This is a genomic window from Neorhizobium fuzhouense, from assembly GCF_042611105.1.
Taxonomy (GTDB): Bacteria; Pseudomonadota; Alphaproteobacteria; order Rhizobiales; family Rhizobiaceae; genus Neorhizobium; species Neorhizobium galegae_A.
Map to the genome: position 1 here is coordinate 62,499 of NZ_JBHFFP010000003.1, position 20,481 is coordinate 82,979.

Genomic DNA, 20,481 nt, shown 5'->3' on the forward strand with positions numbered 1-20,481 from the left:
GAGGGGAACCTGCTTAAACCCGTTTGGAGGGGCTCATGGAATTTTCCGGCTTCGATATCGTCGTCATCGCACTCGTCGCCTTCGTGGTCCTGGTGCTGATTGCCGGCATCAAGACCGTGCCGCAGGGCTATCGCTATACGGTGGAGCGGTTTGGCCGCTACACGCGCACGCTCGATCCCGGCCTCAACCTGATCATCCCCTTCATCGATCGCCTCGGCGCCAAGATGAACGTGATGGAACAGGTGCTGGATGTGCCGACGCAGGAGGTCATCACCAAGGACAATGCCAGTGTATCGGCCGATGCCGTGGCCTTCTACCAGATCCTCAATCCGGCGCAGGCGGCCTACCAGATCTCCAACCTGGAAAACGCCATCCAGAACCTCACCATGACCAATATACGCTCCGTCATGGGCTCAATGGATCTCGACGAGCTTCTGTCGAACCGCGAGGTCATCAACGAGCGCCTGCTGCGGGTGGTGGATGATGCGGTCGGGCCCTGGGGCATCAAGGTCACCCGCGTCGAAATCAAGGATATCCAGCCGCCGCGCGATCTCGTGGAATCCATGGGCCGGCAGATGAAGGCCGAGCGTGAAAAGCGCGCGCAGGTGCTGGAAGCGGAAGGCTCGCGCAATGCTCAGATCCTGCGGGCCGAGGGCGCAAAGCAAGCCGCCGTGCTGAAAGCCGAGGGCGACCGCGAGGCGGCCTTCCGCGAAGCAGAAGCGCGCGAGCGTCTGGCCGAAGCCGAAGCCAAGGCCACCTGCGTCGTCTCCGAAGCGATTGCCGCCGGCGACGTGAACGCCATCAACTACTTCGTGGCGCAGAAATACACCGAAGCCATGGCCTCGATCGGCACGGCGCCCAATTCTAAGATCGTGCTGATGCCGATGGAAGCCTCCTCGCTGATCGGGTCGCTCGCCGGTATCGGGGCGATTGCCCGTGACGTGTTCGGCGAAACGCCCACGGCACCGAAGCAACCCCGCGTGCCGACCCCGCCGCAACCGTCAACAAACCGCAGTGCCACACCAACGGTCAACCCGTTCAACCAGACCAGAACCGAGACCTGAAGGCCATGCTGATCAACCTTGTCGGCTGGCTTGGGCCGTGGAGCTGGTGGATCCTTGGACTGGCGCTACTGGCGGCCGAAATGGCGGCTCCCGGCGTCTTCCTCATCTGGATCGGGCTTGCGGCCATGGTGCTGGGGGCAGCGTCTCTGGCGCTCTGGAGCACGGCCTGGTGGAGCTGGCAGCTGCAACTGGTCCTTTTTGCCGTCCTGTCGCTGGTGCTGACTTTTGCCGGGCGCAGTTTCTTTGCACGCGGCCATACGCAAAGCGACCAGCCTCTCCTCAACCGGCGCGGCGACAGCCTTGTCGGGCGCACTTCAACGCTGGTGGAGCCGATCCGCGAGGGCCGCGGCCGCATCCGGCTGGATGATACCTGGTGGTCGGTGACCGGGCCTGATCTTCCCGCCGGCATGCGCGTGCGCGTGGCCGACTGGACCGGCAGCGAGCTGATCGTCGAACCGGTCGCCTGAGTTTCTGTCAGACGACGCCGATGCGCAAAAGATCGTGGAAATGCACGAGGCCGACCGGATAACGGTTCTCGTCAGCCACGATCAGCGCGCCGATATTGTGCTTGTTGATGAGGCCCAGCGCTGCCGTGGCGAGCGTATTCGGCGCAATCGTCTTCGGCGTTGTCGTCATCACGTCATCGACGCAGAGTTCGCCGAGATTGCGGCTGAGATTGCGCGCCATATCGCCTTCGGTGACGATGCCCGCCAGCCGGCCGTCTTCCTCCAGCACGATGACGCAACCGAAATGCTTGTGTGACAGCGTGCGCACCGCCTCCACCATCGGCGTGCCGCGCGCCACCAGCGGCAGGCGATCGCCGGTGTGCATGATATCGCGCACATGGGTGAGGCTCGCGCCGAGTTTGCCGCCGGGATGGAAGACGTGGAAATCGCTCGGCGTGAAGCCGCGTGCCTCCAGAAGCGCCACCGCCAGTGCATCGCCAAGCGCAAGCTGCATCAGCGTCGACGTGGTGGGTGCCAGCCCATGCGGACAGGCTTCCTGCTCGGCGGGCAACAGCAGCACCACATCGCTTTCACGCGCGAGCGACGATGCGGGCGCACAGGTAAGCGAAACGAGCGGAATGGAGAACCGACGCGTATAGGCGATGATGCTTTTGAGCTCTGCGCTTTCGCCACCCTTGGAGATTGCCAGCACGAGATCATTGCCGGCAATCATGCCGAGATCACCGTGATTGGCTTCGGCGGCATGGACGAACGAGGCGGGTGTGCCGGTCGACGCAAGCGTTGCGGCAATCTTTGCGCCGATATGGCCGCTTTTTCCAACCCCCGTCACGATGACACGGCCGGTAATGGCGGACACCAGGCGGATGGCCTGGCGCATGGGCTCGCCCAGACCGTCGGCAAGCGCCGTTTCCAGCGCTTCAAGGCCGCGCTTCTCTGTTGCGATCGTGCGCAGCGCCGAAGCAACCGCGTCAAACTCTTCTGTCTGCAGGGCGTTCGTGTTCATGGGCGATGCCATAGCGCCGTTTCCCGGCGAAGTCCATGTGGACATAGGCCGCAGGTCGCACGGTCTGCGCCCACCCCTGCGACAAGCTGCACTCATCCAACAAGGAAACGTTAACCACGTTGCTTTAGCATTGGCTAACACTGTTTTCATGCCCGTTTTCCTGTCAGGCCACGCAATGATCTCCACTTTCCTCCTCGCCGGGCTGGTTTCCCGGCACAGGATGCCGGCGACGCTGCTGTTGGCAACCGCGGTGCTGGCGCAAGCCTCCGCCTCCTTTGCGCAGTCGCCAGACATGTCCGGTTCCGATCCGCAGGGGGCGACAAATTCGTCCACCATGACCGTCGGTGCTGCGCCCCTCAGCGCCGGCATGCTGCAGGAGGCGTCGCCGCAGGAGGACCAGGCGGATGACCTCAGCCAGCTGATCGATGGCGCGCAGAACCCGATGGAGACCGGCATCGACGCCGGTGACGGCATAGAGCGCCGCGACGACGGCACCGGCATCCGGCTCGGCACGTTCACGCTTCGCCCGACGATCAACCAGAGCCTCAACCGCGAAACGACGACGAGCGGCGGCATAACATCCACCCGCAGCTATCTCGCCACAACCGCCAATGGCACGCTCACCTCCGACTGGGCCCGCCACCAGCTGACGGTCACCGGAGAAGGCACCTATGAGCGCAATGTCGGCGGGCGCGGCAGCACCGATCCGGAAGGCCGTCTCGATGCTGATCTGCGCCTTGACCTCTCCGGCAACACCACCGGCCATATCACCGGTGGCTATGCCTTCGAGCGCGAGGATACCGGCGATCCGAATGCCGTGAGCGGGGCTACCACCCAGGCCGGGGTCAACCGGTATTCGGCAGGCGCATCGCTGGAGCGGGATTTCGGCGTGCTGCGCGGCACCGCCGCCATCGATGCGGCACGCACCACCTATGGCACGGCCCGCCTCTCTGACGGCAGCAGCCTGTCTCTCAGCGACCGGGACCGGACCGCCGTCGAAGGTCGCCTGCGGCTCGGCTATGAACTCTCGCCCGCGCTCATTCCCTTCATCGAGGCACGGCTTGGTCGCGCCGTCTATGATGCCACGCGCGATGCGTCGGGCTACGAGCGGTCGTCGATAGGCTATGGCGGTCGCGGCGGGCTTCAGTTCGATTTCGGTGAAAAGCTGCGCGGCGAATTCGGCATCGGCTATGCGACGGTGAATTACGAAGATGCCCGCCTTGCCGCCCTCAATGCCGTTACGCTGGATGGCACCGTCTTCTGGTCGCCGCACCGGGGCACGGATGTCGATCTGGGGCTTCGTACCACGCTTCAGGACGCTGCGACGGCCGGCGCCAGTGGCTGGAGCGAATACCAGCTGTCGGCCGGCCTGACCCACCAGATCCTGAACGATCTTACCGGGCGCCTCACGGCGTCTGCCACGCGGCGCGATTTTCCCACGGCAGCGGATGAAACCGACTGGCAGGCCGGCGCCGGCCTCATCTGGAGCGTCAACCGCTATTTCGACGTGACGGCCAATATCGGCTATGAGCACACCGCCAATGCCGGCGGCGCCGACAGCAATCTCTGGCGCGCCGGTCTCGGCCTCAGCCTCAAGCGCTGACCGCGCATAAAAAAGGCCCTGCGGATGATGTTCCTCAGGGCCTTTTCGTTCAAAGCGTAAAACTCAGATCTTCGAGGTCATCGCCTTCAGCGGGCCTTCGATCAGCGGGCGGATGTCGCCGCGCTTCAGTGCGAAGGCAAGGTTTGCCAGGATGAAGCCATCCTTGGCGCCGCAGTCATAGGTTTCGCCCTTGAAGTGATAGCCGGCAAATTCCTGTGCCTTGGCGAGCGCCAGCATGCCGTCGGTGAGCTGGATCTCGTTGCCGGCGCCGCGCTCCTGGGTTTCCAGGATCTTGAAGATTTCCGGCTGCAGGATGTAGCGGCCGTTGATGAAGAAGTTGGAAGGAGCCGTGCCCTTGGCCGGCTTTTCCACCATTTCGGTGATCTTGAAGCCTTCGTCGCCCACCTTGTCGCCAACGCCGACGATGCCATACTTGTGCGCCTGGTCAGGGGCGCATTCCTCGACAGCCAGAACGTTGCCGCCGGTCTTGTCGTATAGCTCGACCATGCCCTTCAGGCAGCTTTTCTCCGACGACATGATCATGTCGGGCAGGAGAACCGCAAACGGCTCGTCGCCGACGATGTCACGGGCGCACCAGACGGCGTGACCGAGACCGAGCGGAACCTGCTGGCGGGTGAAGCTTGCGGTGCCGGCGGTCGGCAGAAGATCCGCCAGAAGCGTCAGTTCGGCGTTCTTGTTACGCTCGCGCAGCATCTGCTCGAGTTCGAACTGAATGTCGAAATAGTCTTCGATGACGCCCTTGCCGCGGCCTGTGACGAAAACGAAATGCTCGATGCCGGCTTCCGCCGCTTCATCGACGACATACTGGATCACCGGCTTGTCAACGACAGTCAGCATTTCCTTCGGAACAGCCTTGGTGGCGGGAAGAAAGCGGGTTCCAAGTCCAGCGACGGGGAATACGGCTTTTCGAATTTTCTGGTTTGCCAATCATGCCTCCTAAAGCACTTCAATCATTTTGGTGCGACGCAAAATTTCAGTTAGCGGATAATCATCACATATTCACAAACAATGACAGATCCGTGTTCGCATGGTAAAGAATTTATTGACATTGTCCGTCTACCCTTCGGTCAATGCCAGGGCGTGGTTCCCGATCCTGGCAATTTTCAGGCCGGACAGAAGGAACACGACTGCCGATGAAAATCTTCTCCAAACATCGTTTCGCAGGCTTTGCCCTGTGCGTGACTGCAGCCATCACGCTTTCGGGCACCGCAATAGATGCCAGAGCAGACCAGGGTTTCAAGTCCTGGGTTGCCAATTTCTACCAGACGGCCGCGGCAAGCGGCATCACCCGCGCGACCTATAACAAGGCTTTCGCCGGCATAACAGGCCCAGATGAAGACGTTTTGCAGAAAGCGGGCTACCAGCCGGAGTTCAAATCGGAAATCTGGCAGTATCTGGATTCTCGCGTCAACCCGTTTACCGTGCGCATCGGCCGCGAAATGCTGGCCAAGCACGGCCGCCTTCTTGCCGGTCTCGAAAACCACTTCGGCGTGGACAAACATATTCTACTGGCGATCTGGTCGATGGAATCCAACTATGGTTCTGTTCTGGAAAAGCCGGATCGTCTGCACCATGTGCCGCAGGCGCTCGCAACGCTTGGCTGGGCCGACGCCAAGCGCTCGAAATTTGCCCGCACACAGTTGATCGCGGCGCTCAAGATCCTGCAGTCGGGCGATGTGACGCCACGCCACCTCACCGGCTCCTGGGCAGGCGCCATGGGCCATACGCAATTCATCCCGACAAGTTACCTGCTCTATGCGGTCGATGCCGATGGCGACGGACGCCGCGACATCTGGAATTCGGTTCCCGATGCGCTGGCAAGCTCGGCCAATCTCTTGGCCAAGAATGGCTGGCAGGCCGGCAAGACCTGGGGCTACGAGGCGGTTCTGCCGCGCGGCGCTGCGCGATATGAGGGCCAGACCAAGACACTTGCCCAGTGGGAAGCGCTGGGCTTCACCCGCCCCAACGGCAAGGGTTTCCCGCGCCAGAGCGACCGCGCGGAGCTGAAACTGATGGCGGGCGCCAATGGTCCGGCCTTCCTGATGGTGAAGAACTTCTTCGTCATCAAGCGCTATAATGCAGCCGACAGCTATGCGCTGGCGGTCGGCCTTCTGGCTGACGAAATTGCCGGCTATGGCGGTGTCACGCAGCCTTGGCCACGCCCGCAAGGCGCGCTCGACATGAAGGAGAAGTTCGAACTGCAGAGCCGGCTGAAAGAGCTCGGCTATTACAATGGCGAGATCGACGGCAATTTCGGCTCCGGCTCGAAAGCAGCCATCAGCGCTCTGCAGGCGCGGCTCGGCATGGAAGCCGATGGAGAGCCGTCGCAGGCCCTTCTGAGGCGGATCCGCAAATAAGCTCTTGGAGGTCAAGCACCGGCCTCTGAACGAAAGACAGGATGGAATGATCAGAAACGGGGCGAGCCGACAGCGATGGGGGCGCGTGCTTTTATTGAGCGCGCTGGCCTTTCCGCTCGCCCTGCCGCTTGGCCTGCCCGATGCGGCAGCGCAGGAGCGGCGCACGCTGATGGATCTCTTCTTCGGCAACCGGCGCCAGGTGCAGGAGCGCTCCATCATCAACCTCAACACGCAGCCGCAACGTCGCCGCCAGCCGGCACGCGTCACCGCTCCCCGGCCCGAACGAGCGCCGGTCCCGATGGCAGGGGCCGCCGATGCCACGGCCGTGACCGCGCCGCCCGCCGTGCAAAAGATGGAAAACGCCCGCAAGATCCTCGTCATCGGCGATTTTACCGCGATGGGCCTTGGCAAGGGGCTCACCGCCGCCTTTTCGGACGATCCTTCTGTTTCGATCCTCGAGCAGGGCTCCGGCTCCTCCGGCCTGGTGCGCGAGGACCACCTGGATTGGCCAAAGGAACTGGAAAAGCTGATTGCCGCGGAAAAGCCGAAGCTGGTCGTGGTGATGATCGGCGCCAATGACCGCCAGACCATGCAGATATCGGGCGGGCGCGAACGGTTTCGCACCGACCGCTGGTTTGGGGAATACGAGGCCAGGGTGACGAAGCTTGTCACGCTCGCGACTGCCCAAAAACTGCCCGTCCTCTGGGTCGGCCTGCCGCCCTTCGAATCGCCCTCGCTGACGGCCGATGCGGTCACGCTGAACAGCATCTACCAGAAACAGGTGGAAGCGGCCGGCGGCGAGTTCGTCGATATCTGGGATGGCTTTGTCAGCGAAGGCGGCCAGTTCATCGTCAGCGGCTCGGACATCAACGGCCAGCCGGTGCGGCTGCGCGCCCAGGACGGTATCGGCTTTACCGATGCCGGCAAGCGCAAGCTTGCCTTCTATGTGGAAAAACTGGCGCGCCGCCATCTCGGCGACCTGTCGGTGACCGACCTCATCCGACTCGATGCCGGCGACCTGCCGCTGCTCTCCAGCCTGCCGCCGCAGGCCGAGACGCCGGTGAAGACGCAGCCGATCAGCCTGTCAGACCCCAGTCTCGATGGCGGTGAAACGCTGATGGGGGCGTCCCGCCCCCTGCCCGCCGCAGCGGATTCGCCGCGCGACCTGCTGGTGACCAAAGGCGAACTGAAGGAAGCCCCCATTGGCCGCGTCGATTACTATCGCATGGATGTGACCGGCGCGACCCGGTAAACCTCAAGCCCGTTCGAAGGCAGCCGGTATTGCGGCCAGAACCGCCAGGCACTCCTCGAAAGCCGTCAGGTCCGTGTAGAGCGCATCGGCTGCGGCGTCATGGATGGCGATATGCCCGCCGCGCCGCTCGATGCCTCCGTGCAGCATGAGGTTCTCGATCATGTCGAAATCCTCAAGCGACATGCCGTCGGGACCGCGCTTGCGCCCATCGGCCCCTTCGCGAATATCGCCGGCGTAGAAATCCCGAGTCCGGGCAAAATGGTTGGCGGTCATGTTGGTATAGGCGGCCACGAGCTTGCCCTGCGCGCACATATAGCCCAGCTCAAAGGCGGTGCCGACATCGGCCGCGATACCGCGAAACGGCGTGAGATTGGCAATGACGCCATCGGCACGGTTCATCATGTCCTCGTCGACGCCGCTGATCTTGAGGCCGAAGGCGTGGCGGGTCGGCGCCGGTTCGATCGTCACATCGCCCGGGCAGATCGGCTCAAAGCCGTAGGCACGGGCCATGGCGGCCTTGGCATCGAGCATGTCGCGGGCATTGGGCAGGAAAACCTCCGGCCCGGCGAGGTAAAGTTTCAAGGTCATGAAACCGGTATCCGGCAATAAACGAGTGTGAAAAAGAAGGACGTCTAAAAGGTCAGCCCGGCGAACCGGGCTGACAGGCAGGACATGGATCAGGCCGGCAGAACCGAGGCGCCCATCAGCGCCTCGTCGACGGCACGTGCCACCTGGCGTCCTTCGCGGATCGCCCAGACGACCAGCGACTGGCCGCGGCGCACGTCGCCGGCAGCCCAGAGCTTGTCGACGGAGGTCTTGTAATCGCGCTCGTTGGCAATGACGTTGGTCGAGCCGCGGCGATCGACGTTGAGCGCCAGCTTGCCCTCCATGTCGGACAGCACGCCGTCCTTGGCCGGGCCGGAGAAGCCGATGGCGATGAAGGCGAGGTCAGCCTTGATGATGAAATCGGTGCCGGCAATCGGCTTGCGGCGCTCGTCCACCTGGCAGCAGCGCACGCCCGTCAACTGTCCATCCTCGCCGACGAATTCCAGCGTTGCGACCTGGAATTCGCGGTTGGCGCCTTCGGCCTGCGAAGAGGACGTGCGCATCTTGGTGGCCCAGAACGGCCAGACGGCAAGCTTGTCTTCCTTTTCCGGTGGCATGGGGCGGATGTCGAGCTGGGTGACCTTCACGGCGCCCTGGCGGAAGGCCGTGCCAACGCAGTCGGACGCCGTATCGCCACCGCCGACGACGACGACATGCTTGGCGCCCGCCAGGATCGGTTCCGACGGCCAGCCGACGCTGTCGATGTTTTCGCGACCGACGCGGCGGTTCTGCTGCACGAGATAGGGCATGGCATCATAGACGCCGTGCAGGTCGACACCCGGAATGCCGGCCGGACGCGGTGTTTCCGAGCCGCCGCAATAGATGACCGCATCATGCTCGGCCAGCAGCTTTTCCATCGGCAGATCGACACCGATATTGACGCCACAATGGAAGGTGACGCCCTCGCCCTTGATCTGCTCGACGCGGCGATCGATGAAATTCTTCTCCATCTTGAAGTCGGGAATGCCGTAGCGCAGAAGCCCGCCGGGCTTGCTCTCGCGCTCGTAAACATGCACGTCATGGCCGGCGCGACCGAGCTGCTGGGCAGCGGCGAGGCCCGCCGGGCCAGAACCGATGATCGCGACCTTCTTGCCGGTATGAATGGTGGCCGGCTGCGGCGCGATGAAGCCCAGCTCATAGGCCTTGTCGGCAATCGCCTGCTCGACCGTCTTGATGGCGACCGGCGCATCTTCGAGGTTCAGCGTGCAGGCTTCCTCGCACGGCGCCGGGCAGACGCGGCCGGTGAATTCCGGGAAATTGTTGGTGGAGTGGAGGTTGCGGATCGCCTCCTCCCACTTGTTGTTATAGACGAGGTCGTTCCAGTCAGGGATCTGGTTATGAACGGGGCAGCCGGTCGGGCCATGGCAATAGGGAATGCCACAGTCCATGCAGCGCGCGGCCTGCTTTTGCACTTCCGGTTCAGACATGGGGATCGTGAACTCGCGAAAATGGCGAATGCGGTCCGACGCCGGCTGGTACTTTGCCACCTGCCGGTCGATTTCCATGAAACCCGTAACCTTGCCCATGTTTCATCCCTCAATCTTCGCCGCTAGCGCAGCACGTTACTAACCATGTGTCGTCGTCTTTGCCGAAGTATCGTCATCCCAATCAGGGAAGGGATTGAACTTAATACTCATAGCCTCGATTGCCGCAGCTTCCGCCGGATGGATCGTAATCGTTCCGTCCCTCTCCTGGCGAATGATGATCCTCTGCCCCTCAAGGAAGAAGTCATCTGGAAGTGCTATAAGACGACGATTCCCTTCTCTGGTGATGTTGCTTTCGCATTCTCTTGTCTGCGGTCCCATCGGCGCCCTCCGGATTGAGTTCAAACTCTTACCACAGGGCGCCGAAAACCAATCATTCCGCCGCAACGCCCATGCGCATGCGTTCCATTTCCTCGAGCGCACGACGGTATTCCACCGGCATGACCTTGCGGAACTTCGGACGGTACTCGGTCCAGCGATCCAGGATCTCCTTGGCGCGGGTGGAGCCCGTGTAGTGGAGATGGTTGGAAATCATCTGGTAGAGACGTTCCTCGTCGTGGCGCGTCATGTCTTCGGAAACGTCCACCCGTCCCTTGTGCATGAGGTCGCCACCATGATGGTGGAGCTTCTCCAGCATGTCGTCTTCTTCCGGCACCGGCTCGAGTTCGACCATGGCCATGTTGCAGCGCTTGGCGAAATCGCCGCTTTCATCGAGAACATAGGCCACGCCGCCGGACATGCCGGCTGCGAAGTTGCGGCCGGTTTCACCCAGAACGACGACGATGCCGCCCGTCATGTATTCGCAGCCGTGGTCGCCCACGCCTTCGACGACGGCAATGGCACCGGAGTTGCGCACCGCGAAACGCTCGCCCGCCACACCGCGGAAATAGCACTCGCCGGTGATGGCGCCGTAAAGCACCGTGTTGCCGACGATGATCGAATGCTCGGCGGCAAGCTTTGAATTTTCCGGCGGACGCACGATAATGCGGCCACCAGACAGACCCTTGCCGACATAGTCGTTGCCGTCACCCACCAGATCAAAGGTAATGCCGCGAGCAAGGAAGGCGCCAAACGACTGGCCTGCCGTGCCACGCAGCGTGACATGGATAGTGTCGTCCTTCAGGCCCTTGTGGCCCCAGCGCTTGGCCAGCGCACCCGACAGCATGGCACCGGCGGAACGGTCGACGTTCTTGATCGGCACTTCGAAGACAACCGGCTCCTTGGCTTCGAGCGCCGGAAGCGACTTTTCGATCAGCTTGCGATCGAGCACATCGTCGATCGGGTGCTTCTGGCGCTCGGTCCAGAAGGTTGCGTCCTTCGGTGCATCGACCTTGTGGAAGATGTTTGAGAAATCGAGCCCCTTGGCCTTCCAGTGGGCGATCATCTCGTCCTTTTCCAGAAGTTCCGAAGCGCCGATGATCTCGTCCAGGCGCGTGAAGCCGAGGGCCGCCAGCATTTCGCGCACTTCTTCGGCGACGAAGAAGAAGTAGTTGATGACGTGTTCCGGCGTGCCCTTGAAGCGCTTGCGCAGAACCGGGTCCTGGGTCGCCACGCCAACGGGGCATGTGTTCAGATGGCACTTGCGCATCATGATGCAGCCGGCGGCAATCAGCGGCGCGGTGGCAAAGCCGAACTCGTCGGCACCGAGAAGCGCGCCGATGATGACGTCACGGCCGGTCTTCAAACCACCATCCACCTGCAGCGCGATGCGTGAGCGAAGGCCGTTCAGCACCAGCGTCTGCTGGGTTTCGGCAAGGCCGATTTCCCACGGCGAACCGGCGTGCTTCAGCGAGGTGAGCGGCGAAGCGCCCGTGCCGCCGTCGAAGCCAGCCACCGTGATATGATCGGCGCGGGCCTTGGCCACGCCTGCCGCCACCGTTCCGACGCCCACTTCCGAAACGAGCTTCACCGAAATATCGGCGGCCGGGTTGACGTTCTTCAGGTCGAAGATCAGCTGCGCCAGATCCTCGATCGAATAGATATCATGGTGCGGCGGCGGCGAGATGAGGCCAACGCCCGGCGTGGAGTGACGGGTCTTGGCAACCGTTGCATCCACCTTGTGGCCGGGCAATTGGCCGCCCTCGCCGGGCTTTGCACCCTGCGCCACCTTGATCTGCAGCATGTCGGCATTGACCAGATATTCCGTGGTCACGCCAAACCGGCCGGAGGCGATCTGCTTGATGGCGGAACGTTCAGGGTTCTGGTTGCCGTTGGCAAGCGGCAGATAGCGATCGCTCTCCTCGCCGCCCTCGCCGGTGTTCGACTTGCCGCCGATGCGGTTCATGGCAATGGCCAGCGTCGTATGCGCCTCGCGAGAAATCGAGCCGAAGGACATGGCGCCCGTGGAGAAACGCTTGACGATGTCCACCGCCGGCTCCACCGCGTCGATGGAGACCGGCGTGCGGCCGATATCGGCCGCCGACTTCACCTTGAAGAGGCCGCGAATGGTGTTCATGCGCAGCGCCGTCTCGTTCACCATGGCGGCAAACTCGCGGTAACGCTCCTGGCTGTTGCCGCGTACGGCATGCTGCAGCGAGGCGACCGCATCCGGCGTCCAGGCATGGCTTTCGCCGCGCATGCGGTAGGCATATTCGCCGCCGATATCGAGCGTGGTGGCGAGAATCGGGTCCTTGCCGAAGGCCGACAGGTGGCGGGCAACGGTCTCCTCGGCGATTTCATTGAGACCGACGCCTTCGATGGAGGTGGCGGTTCCGAAGAAATACTTCTCCACCAGCTCGGACGACAGGCCGATCGCGTCAAAGATCTGCGCGCCGCAATAGGACTGGTAGGTGGAAATGCCCATCTTGGACATGACCTTCAGGATGCCCTTACCCACGGCCTTGATGTAGCGATAGACCACTTCGCTCGCATCGACTTCCTTCGGGAATTCCCCGCGCGCATGCATGTCGGTCAGCGTATCGAAGGCAAGATAGGGGTTGATGGCTTCGGCGCCGAAACCGGCGAGACAGCAGAAATGATGGATCTCGCGCGGCTCGCCCGATTCCACCACGAGACCGACGGAGGTGCGAAGCCCCTTGCGGATCAGGTGATGGTGCACGGCAGCGGTCGCGAGAAGCGCCGGGATCGCAATGCGATCCGGCCCGATCTGGCGGTCCGAGAGCACGATGATGTTATAGCCGCCCTTGACGGCCGCTTCCGCCCGCTCGCAGAGGCGATCCAGCATTTCCGGCATGCCTTCGGCGCCGCGCTCCACGTCATAGGTGAAGTCGAGCGTCTTGGTATCGAAGCGGTCTTCCGTGTGGCCGATGGAGCGGATCTTTTCCAGATCGCCGTTGGTGAGGATCGGCTGGCGCACTTCCAGGCGCTTGGCCTTTGCCGCCCCTTCGTGATCGAGAATGTTCGGACGCGGACCGATGAAGGAAACGAGGCTCATCACCAGTTCCTCGCGGATCGGATCGATCGGCGGGTTGGTGACCTGGGCGAAATTCTGCTTGAAATAGGTGTAAAGCAGCTTCGACTTCAACGACATCGCCGAAATCGGGGTATCGGTGCCCATGGAGCCGATGGCTTCCTGGCCCGTCGTTGCCATCGGCGACATCAGGATGCGGGTGTCTTCCGAGGTGTAGCCAAAGGCCTGCTGGCGGTCGAGCAGCGACACGTCGCGGCGCAGCGCACGCGGCTCGACGGGCTTCAGCTCTTCCAGGATCAACTGGGTGCGATCAAGCCAGGTGCGATAGGGATGCTGCGTGGCAAGCTCCAGCTTCACTTCCTCGTCGGAAACGATGCGGCCCTTTTCCATGTCGATGAGCAGCATCTTGCCCGGCTGCAGGCGCCACTTCTTGACGATGGTTTCTTCCGGCACCGGCAGAACGCCGGCTTCGGACGCCATGATCACGCGGTCGTCGTCGGTGACGACATAGCGGGCCGGACGCAGACCGTTACGGTCGAGCGTCGCGCCGATCTGCTTGCCATCGGTAAACGCAACGGCCGCCGGGCCGTCCCACGGCTCCATCAGGGCGGCATGGTATTCGTAGAAGGCCTTGCGCTCCGGGCTCATGGACTGGTTGCCCGCCCAGGCTTCCGGGATCAGCATCATCACCGCATGGGCCATGGAATAGCCCCCGCGCACGAGAAATTCCAGCGCGTTGTCGAAGCAGGCGGTGTCCGACTGGCCTTCGTAGGAGATCGGCCAGAGCTTGGAGATATCATCGCCGAAGAAGGGCGAGGAAACGGACGCCTGACGCGCCGCCATCCAGTTGACGTTGCCGCGCAGCGTGTTGATTTCGCCGTTATGGGCGACCATGCGGTACGGATGCGCCAGCTTCCACGACGGGAAGGTGTTGGTGGAGAAGCGCTGGTGCACGAGGGCGACCGCGCTTTCGAAACGCGGATCGGACAGATCCTTGTAATAGGCGCCCACCTGATAGGCGAGGAACATGCCCTTGTAGACGATGGTCGAGGACGACAGCGACACCGGATAGAAGCCGGTCTCCTGGCCGCCGAAGGCATCGTAGATACGGTTGGAAATCACCTTGCGCAGCAAGAACAGCTTGCGCTCGAAATCATGGTTCGTCGCTGCATCCCGGCCGGCGCCGATGAAAACCTGACAGTGATAGGGTTCGGTCGCGGCAATATCCGGGGCCTTCGACAGCGAGGAATTGTCGACGGGCACATCGCGGAAGCCGAGGAACTGCTGACCTTCTTCGGCGATGACCTCGATCATCACCTTCTTGAAGTGTTCGATCTGCTCAGGCTCTGCTGGCATGAAGATGTGGCCGACGGCATATTCGCCGGCCTTCGGCAGGGTGACGCCCTGCTTTGCCATTTCTTCGCGGAAGAAGCGGTCAGGAATCTGCACCAGAATGCCGGCGCCATCGCCCATCAGCGGATCGGCACCAACGGCACCGCGGTGCGTCAGGTTTTCCAGGATGAACAGGCCGTCCTTGACGATCTGGTGCGACTTCTGGCCCTTCATATGGGCGATGAAGCCGACGCCGCAGGCATCATGTTCGTTGCGCGGATCGTAAAGCCCCTGCGCCAGCGGCAGGCCGGAGGCGGACAGGCGGCGGAAAGGCATGGCGGCTTTCACGGCTTCGTCCGAGCCGGCCGCAGAGCCTTCTGGTGCATGAACCTTCGTCATCGTCTTTCCTCCTACAGGCCGCACAAGCGGACAGGGTTGACCAGGGTGATGGACCTCGCTCTGCGGGCCAGCACAATCATAGAGGCCACACGCGTAGCGCAGAAGACAGCCACCCTTTAAAAACAAAGGTTAACGGAATTCTGCGCTCTCGTTCGGCAAATTAGGACAGGAAGACTGCCCTAATTCTCAATTCCTATGACAGAAATTTGGCGTTCGCGCAAGGTGCCCGCCATAAAATTCCGACACCCGTTCTGCTTGAAAATGTCGGGAACAACGGCCAAGGACGCAACAAAATTACGTCAGCATGGCGCAAATGATCTTTTTCCTTGCTTCCAAAACAGGTCCGGGCGCCGATGACGGGTAAAACCTATTGAACCTCGCAGATATCGGCCTAATCTCCGGGTCGAGCGGCTGGCGCCGCCGGCCGTTTCCCGGCTGCCCCACACGTCTTGAAAGTCTGCAATTTCATGTTTTTTGCCTCGGATAACTGGGCTGGCGCCCATCACGCCATCAACGAGCGGCTGATGAAGGAATCGACCCGCTTTGCCGCCGCCTATGGCACCAGCGCGCTCGATCAGGCCATCGAGCAGCGTTTCAACGAGATCTTTGAACGCGAGGTCTCGGTATTTTTCGTCGCCACCGGCACGGCGGCCAATTCGCTGTCGCTCGCAAGCCTTGCCAAGCCCGGCGGCGTCACCTTCTGTCATACGGAAGCACATGTGATCGAGGATGAATGCGGCGCGCCGGACTTTTTCAGCGGCATGCGCATGTCGCCCGTCGATGGCCGCAACGGCAAGATGGATCCCAAAATCCTGTCGAGCCGCATCGCCCGCTATCCGCAGGATGCCGTCCATCACGGCCGCGCCACCGCCGTCACCATGACGCAGGCGACAGAGTTCGGCACCGTCTATTCCCTGGCTGAAATCGAAGAGATTTCCCGCGTGGCCAAGGCAAACGGCCTGCCGCTGCACATGGATGGCGCCCGCTTTGCCAATGCGCTGGTACAGATCGGCACGACGCCTGCTGAAATGACCTGGAAGCGTGGCGTCGATGTTCTGTCCTTTGGCGGCACCAAGAACGGCTGCTGGTGCGCCGAAGCCATCGTGTTCTTCAATCCGGAGATGGCCAAGGAACTGCCGTTCATCCGCAAGCGCTCGGCGCAGCTGTTTTCCAAGTCGCGTTTCATCGCAGCCCAGTTCGAAGCCTATCTGCAGGATGATCTCTGGCTGGATCTTGCCCGTCACGCCAACGCCATGGCCGACCGCCTGCGCGCCGGCCTTGCCGCATCCAACAGTGCCCGCCTTGCCTGGGAAACCAGCGCGAACGAGGTGTTTGCCGTCATTCCGAAAGACACCGCCAAGGCCGCCGAAGCCAAGGGCGCCAAGTTCTATGACTGGCTGGAGCCGCACGACATGGCCGAACCGGTCGGGGACGACGCCGTTCTCATCCGCCTCGTCACCAGCTTTGCAACGGAAGCCGAGGATGTCGACGCCTTCCTGGATGTGATCGCCGCAGGCTGAGACAGCACCGGACCATCGGTCAGGGCGCCGGATGCGGCACGATCTGCGAGGTAATGAGGCTCGACAGCGCCTCCACCAGAGCCTGATCGGCGCCCCGTCTGGCGACCAGCACGAACTCCACGTCCTCCAGAACCGGAAGACGGGCGCCGGCAATTTCGCGAAGGCCCTCCGGCGCCATGCTGCGCGGCTGAACCAGCACGCCCATGCCGGCCCGCGCCGCCGCCGTCAGCCCGCTGAGGCTTGCGCAGGTGCAAACGATCCGCCACGGAATTTTTGCCCGGTCCAGCGCATCCTGCGCGGCCTTGCGGGTGATGCTGAGCGGCGGAAAGGCGATGAGCGGCAGCGGCTTATCCTCCTGCAGACGCACCAGATCCGGATCGCGCGCCAGCCAGATGAGCGGTTCGCGGTAGAGCAGCCGACCATGGGTTTCGCCGATATGGCGCTTGGCCAGCACCAGATCCAGATCGCCGACATCCTGCATCTGGGTAAGCGTCGCACTGAGCGCCACCGTCAGCTCCAGATCGACCAGCGGATAAAGCCGGATGAAATCCTCCAGAACGCCGGTCAGGCGGCTTGCCACCACATCCTCCGATACCCCGAGCCGCAGGCGACCGCGCAGGCGGTTTTCCGAAAACAGCGACAGGGCACGGCCGTTCAGATCCAGCATGCCGCGCGCATAGCCGATGAGCGCTTCGCCTTCTGCCGTCAGCCGCACATGATGCGTTGTGCGGTCGATCAGCTGGCGCCCGAGCGACCGTTCCAGGCGCTGGATGTGCTGGGTGAGCGTCGGCTGGCCAATCCCCAGCCGCTCGGCCGCCGCTGTAAAACTGCCGGTCTGCTGCAACATGACGAAGCTCGACAGGTGAGTGAGGTTCAGCATTTATTGCAATCCGTGATAACTGTTAGTGTTTGCATCTTGCATCATGATGGGTGAAGGGTAAATCCTGCCTGCCACGTTAGGATGCCTGCCCATGAGCCGCTTTCTTCCCGATCGCTTCACCCTGATGCTGGTGACGACGGTCATCATCGCCTCCTTCCTCCCCGCCAAGGGCGCCTTCGCCGACTATTTCGGCATTGCGACGGATTGTGCCATCGCGCTTCTGTTCTTTCTCCATGGCGCGCGGCTGTCGCGTGACGTGGTGATTGCTGGCGTCTTGCACTGGCGCCTGCACCTGACCATTCTTGCCGTCACCTACGCGATCTTTCCGCTGCTCGGCCTTGCTGCCGGCTATATTCCCGGCGAGATCCTGAAGCCTGAGCTTTACATCGGCATCCTGTTCCTGTGCGTGCTGCCCTCCACCGTGCAGTCGTCCATCGCCTTCACCTCGATTGCCGGCGGCAATGTGCCGGCCGCGATCTGCTCGGCGTCGGCCTCCAACCTCTTCGGCATGTTCCTGACGCCGCTGCTGGTTGGCCTGTTGATGACGACAAACGGCAGTTCCGGCTTCTCTCTGGATGCGCTGGAGACCATTCTTCTGCAGCTTCTTGCCCCGTTCATCCTCGGCCAGATCCTGGAGCCGTGGATCGGCAAATGGATCCGCGGCCGCAAGAAGCTGTTGATGCCGGTCGACCGCGGCTCGATCCTGATGGTCGTCTATCTCGCCTTTTCCGAATCGGTCAACGAAGGTTTGTGGCAGACGTTTTCCATCCGCGATATCGGCGTCGTGCTGGTTCTGGATGCGCTGCTGCTGGCGCTCGTGCTGGCGATCACCATGTTCGGCAGCCGGCTTCTCGGCTTCAACAAGGAAGACGAGATCACCATCACCTTCTGCGGATCGAAGAAGAGCCTTGCCTCCGGCGTGCCGATGGCAGGCGCCATCTTCGCGGGCCAGAGCATCGGCGCCATCGTTCTGCCGCTGATGCTGTTCCACCAGATCCAGCTGATGGTCTGCGCGGTGCTTGCGCAGAAATATGCAGCAAAGCGTGCCGCCTCTGCCGTGCCCATGGCGGTTGAGCCCTCCAAGATCTGACAAAGGCAGGCGGTCATTAACACCGCCTTGCCCACAGAAAAAAGGCCCCTCCCGTCAGGGAGAGGCCGTCTGCAGCCGGAACGCTGATGCGCGTCAGTTGACCTGTTGCGGAGCCACCTGGGCTTCGATGGTCTTTGGCGTTTCCACCACATCCGCGGCAATCGCGATGCGGCGCGGCTTCAGGGTTTCCGGAATATTGCGCAGAAGATCGATGTGGAGAAGGCCGTTCTTCAGCGAGGCGGCCTGCACTTCCACATGGTCTGCCAGCTGGAAGCGGCGCTCGAAGGCGCGCTTGGCGATGCCGCGATAGAGGTATTCGCTCTTGCCGGCACTGTCTTCCTCGGACTTTTCACCCTTCACGGTCAGCACATGGGCATGGGCCTCGATGCTGAGTTCGGTTTCATCGAAGCCGGCCACCGCCATGGTAATGCGGTAGGTGGTCTCACCGGTGCGTTCGATGTTGTAGGGGGGATAGGTCTGGGCCTGCTCGGGATGGCTTGCGCCATCGAGCATGGAAAAAAGCCGGTCGAAACCGACGGTGGAGCGATAGAGCGGCGAAAAATCGACGTGACGCATGATGTCCTCCTTGAAGCGACGTTTGCGAAGTTCAGTCTCACGGCGGCACCCCGTTCTGGCTGTGCCACCTTTTGGTTACGGACCCTTTCGGCGTCCGTGACAGACAGATGGGAGCTCTAAATTTCCGCTTCAAGACCTTTTGGCTGCAAAAAAAGCGAGGTCACCTCATCTGCCGGGATCTGCGGCTGAACGGCGGGTGAACGGACGGTTCCGCCACCGTTCAGGCACCCTCTGCCAGAAAGGCGACAACCGGACGGCCTGCCGCCGGCCACTGAAGCCACGTCCCTTCTCTTCAGTGTCATTTGGTCGGGGCCGGCAATCCGGCTCCGGCTTTTTTCTTTGACGCCTGCGCGCCAAGATCCTAACCCTTGCACCAGCGAGACGGTCCGGTGCTTTGCGCCAGCAGACATTGGCCGGTCGAAGCAGACAGACGACGTCTGCCGTGTTTCCCGCGGCATACGTTGCACAGGAAGGACGGCAAGCCGATGGATGACATCCTCTTTTCCACGCCCGGCAATCCGGTTCCCGACAATCATGTCGCCGGCTATTTTGAGGGCCATCGCGGCACGCGGCTGCGCTACAGCCTGTTTCGCTCCCATCTGTCGCCGGCGCGCGGCACTGTCGTCCTCGTTCAGGGTCGCAACGAATTCATCGAGAAATATTTCGAAACGATCCGCGACCTCAACGCAAAGGGCCTGTGGGTGGCGACCTATGATCTGCGCGGCCAGGGCGGATCAGACCGGCTGCTTGATGATCCCCGCAAGGGCCATGTGCGCCGCTTTGCCGATTACGAGCGCGATCTGGAGCTGTTTCTCGAAAAGATCGTTCTGCCGGATGCGCGCCTGCCCTTCTTTCTGGTCGCCCATTCCACCGGCGCGCTGATTGCGCTTTCGGCGGCCCCTCGCCTGCAGAACCGCATCGACCGCATGGCGCTGGCGGCGCCCTATGTGGCGCTGACCGGGCAATCGCTGCCCGAACCCTGGATCCGGCGGCTGTCGCGGCTGCTCTCCACCCTCGGGCTTGGCGCCACATCGCTCGGCGCCGACCGCAGCCAGCGCCCGTTCGAGGGCAACCCGCTCACATCGGATCGGCAGCGCTTCCTGCGCAATGCAGAGATCATCGCCGCACGGCCGGACCTGACCATCGGCGCACCCACGGCACGCTGGCTGCACGAGACGCTGAAGACCGCTGCCCGCGTCTCCTCCCAGACGCATCTGACGAAAATCACCATTCCGACGCTGCTGCTCGCCCCGATGCTGGATGGGGTCGTGCCCTATCTGGCGCAAGAGCGGCTCTCGCGCAATTTCCGCGCCGGACAGCTGGTCACCATCACCGGTGCGCGCCATGAAATCTTCCAGGAGCGCGATATTTTTCGCGTCCAGGCACTTGCCGCCCTGGAGGCATTCATGCCGGGCAGCGAGCCGATTCCGGATTTTTCCGAGCCCGCCGCCTGACGC

The 20,481-nt window shown here is 62.4% G+C and carries 16 protein-coding genes; 8 read left to right on the forward strand and 8 right to left on the reverse strand.

What is annotated here, in order from left to right; translation table 11 throughout:
• The first annotated feature begins 35 nt into the window (after positions 1-35).
• Entirely contained in the window at positions 36-1,064 is a 1,029-nt protein-coding gene (locus ACEXP3_RS07230) for an SPFH domain-containing protein (protein WP_377296645.1), read from the forward strand.
• Positions 1,065-1,069: 5 nt separating this feature from the next.
• Positions 1,070-1,531, forward strand: a complete 462-nt coding sequence (locus tag ACEXP3_RS07235) for an NfeD family protein (RefSeq protein WP_377296646.1) — start codon at positions 1,070-1,072, stop codon at positions 1,529-1,531.
• A gap of 7 nt (positions 1,532-1,538) precedes the next feature.
• On the opposite strand, the gene ACEXP3_RS07240 is transcribed toward ACEXP3_RS07235, so the two are convergent.
• Positions 1,539-2,534, reverse strand: coding sequence for a KpsF/GutQ family sugar-phosphate isomerase (locus ACEXP3_RS07240; protein ID WP_377296896.1), 996 nt, complete (start codon positions 2,532-2,534; stop codon positions 1,539-1,541).
• Between the two features lie 175 nt (positions 2,535-2,709).
• On the opposite strand from ACEXP3_RS07240, the gene ACEXP3_RS07245 reads away from it, so the two are divergent.
• Positions 2,710-4,137 (forward strand): outer membrane beta-barrel protein, encoded by a 1,428-nt coding sequence (locus ACEXP3_RS07245; RefSeq protein ID WP_377296647.1) that lies wholly within the window; start codon positions 2,710-2,712, stop codon positions 4,135-4,137.
• A gap of 63 nt (positions 4,138-4,200) precedes the next feature.
• Here the strand turns inward: ACEXP3_RS07245 and galU are convergent, their stop codons facing one another.
• Positions 4,201-5,085, reverse strand: coding sequence for a UTP--glucose-1-phosphate uridylyltransferase GalU (gene galU / locus ACEXP3_RS07250; RefSeq protein WP_377296648.1), 885 nt, complete (start codon positions 5,083-5,085; stop codon positions 4,201-4,203).
• Between the two features lie 206 nt (positions 5,086-5,291).
• On the opposite strand from galU, the gene ACEXP3_RS07255 reads away from it, so the two are divergent.
• Positions 5,292-6,515, forward strand: a complete 1,224-nt coding sequence (locus ACEXP3_RS07255; protein ID WP_377296649.1) for a lytic murein transglycosylase — start codon at positions 5,292-5,294, stop codon at positions 6,513-6,515.
• Positions 6,516-6,600: 85 nt separating this feature from the next.
• A complete protein-coding gene (locus ACEXP3_RS07260; RefSeq protein WP_377296650.1) occupies positions 6,601-7,767 on the forward strand; it encodes a DUF459 domain-containing protein in 1,167 nt (388 codons plus the stop codon).
• A 3-nt stretch (positions 7,768-7,770) separates the two neighbouring features.
• Here the strand turns inward: ACEXP3_RS07260 and ACEXP3_RS07265 are convergent, their stop codons facing one another.
• From ACEXP3_RS07265 to gltB, 4 genes are all read right to left on the reverse strand, one after another.
• On the reverse strand, positions 7,771-8,355 hold the full coding sequence (locus tag ACEXP3_RS07265; protein ID WP_377296651.1) for a nucleoside 2-deoxyribosyltransferase: 585 nt from the start codon (positions 8,353-8,355) through the stop codon (positions 7,771-7,773).
• An 89-nt stretch (positions 8,356-8,444) separates the two neighbouring features.
• On the reverse strand, positions 8,445-9,899 hold the full coding sequence (locus ACEXP3_RS07270; protein ID WP_377296652.1) for a glutamate synthase subunit beta: 1,455 nt from the start codon (positions 9,897-9,899) through the stop codon (positions 8,445-8,447).
• A gap of 39 nt (positions 9,900-9,938) precedes the next feature.
• Positions 9,939-10,178, reverse strand: a complete 240-nt coding sequence (locus ACEXP3_RS07275) for a hypothetical protein (RefSeq protein ID WP_377296653.1) — start codon at positions 10,176-10,178, stop codon at positions 9,939-9,941.
• Positions 10,179-10,230: 52 nt separating this feature from the next.
• Positions 10,231-14,895: a glutamate synthase large subunit gene (gene gltB / locus ACEXP3_RS07280; RefSeq protein ID WP_377296897.1), complete on the reverse strand. Its 4,665-nt coding sequence runs from the start codon at positions 14,893-14,895 to the stop codon at positions 10,231-10,233.
• Positions 14,896-15,425: 530 nt separating this feature from the next.
• On the opposite strand from gltB, the gene ACEXP3_RS07285 reads away from it, so the two are divergent.
• Complete coding sequence (locus ACEXP3_RS07285) at positions 15,426-16,478, forward strand: threonine aldolase family protein (RefSeq protein WP_377296654.1); 1,053 nt, start codon at positions 15,426-15,428, stop codon at positions 16,476-16,478.
• Positions 16,479-16,497: 19 nt separating this feature from the next.
• On the opposite strand, the gene ACEXP3_RS07290 is transcribed toward ACEXP3_RS07285, so the two are convergent.
• Positions 16,498-17,358, reverse strand: a complete 861-nt coding sequence (locus tag ACEXP3_RS07290; protein WP_377296655.1) for a LysR family transcriptional regulator — start codon at positions 17,356-17,358, stop codon at positions 16,498-16,500.
• 91 nt (positions 17,359-17,449) lie between these two features.
• On the opposite strand from ACEXP3_RS07290, the gene ACEXP3_RS07295 reads away from it, so the two are divergent.
• Complete coding sequence (locus ACEXP3_RS07295; protein ID WP_377296656.1) at positions 17,450-18,448, forward strand: bile acid:sodium symporter family protein; 999 nt, start codon at positions 17,450-17,452, stop codon at positions 18,446-18,448.
• A 93-nt stretch (positions 18,449-18,541) separates the two neighbouring features.
• On the opposite strand, the gene ACEXP3_RS07300 is transcribed toward ACEXP3_RS07295, so the two are convergent.
• A complete protein-coding gene (locus ACEXP3_RS07300) occupies positions 18,542-19,024 on the reverse strand; it encodes an Hsp20 family protein (protein WP_377296657.1) in 483 nt (160 codons plus the stop codon).
• A gap of 485 nt (positions 19,025-19,509) precedes the next feature.
• Here ACEXP3_RS07300 and ACEXP3_RS07305 point away from each other — a divergent pair, with 485 nt between their 5' ends.
• The gene (locus ACEXP3_RS07305; protein ID WP_377296658.1) at positions 19,510-20,478 is read left to right on the forward strand and encodes an alpha/beta fold hydrolase; all 969 of its coding nucleotides are present in this window, start codon (positions 19,510-19,512) and stop codon (positions 20,476-20,478) included.
• Positions 20,479-20,481: the final 3 nt, after the last annotated feature.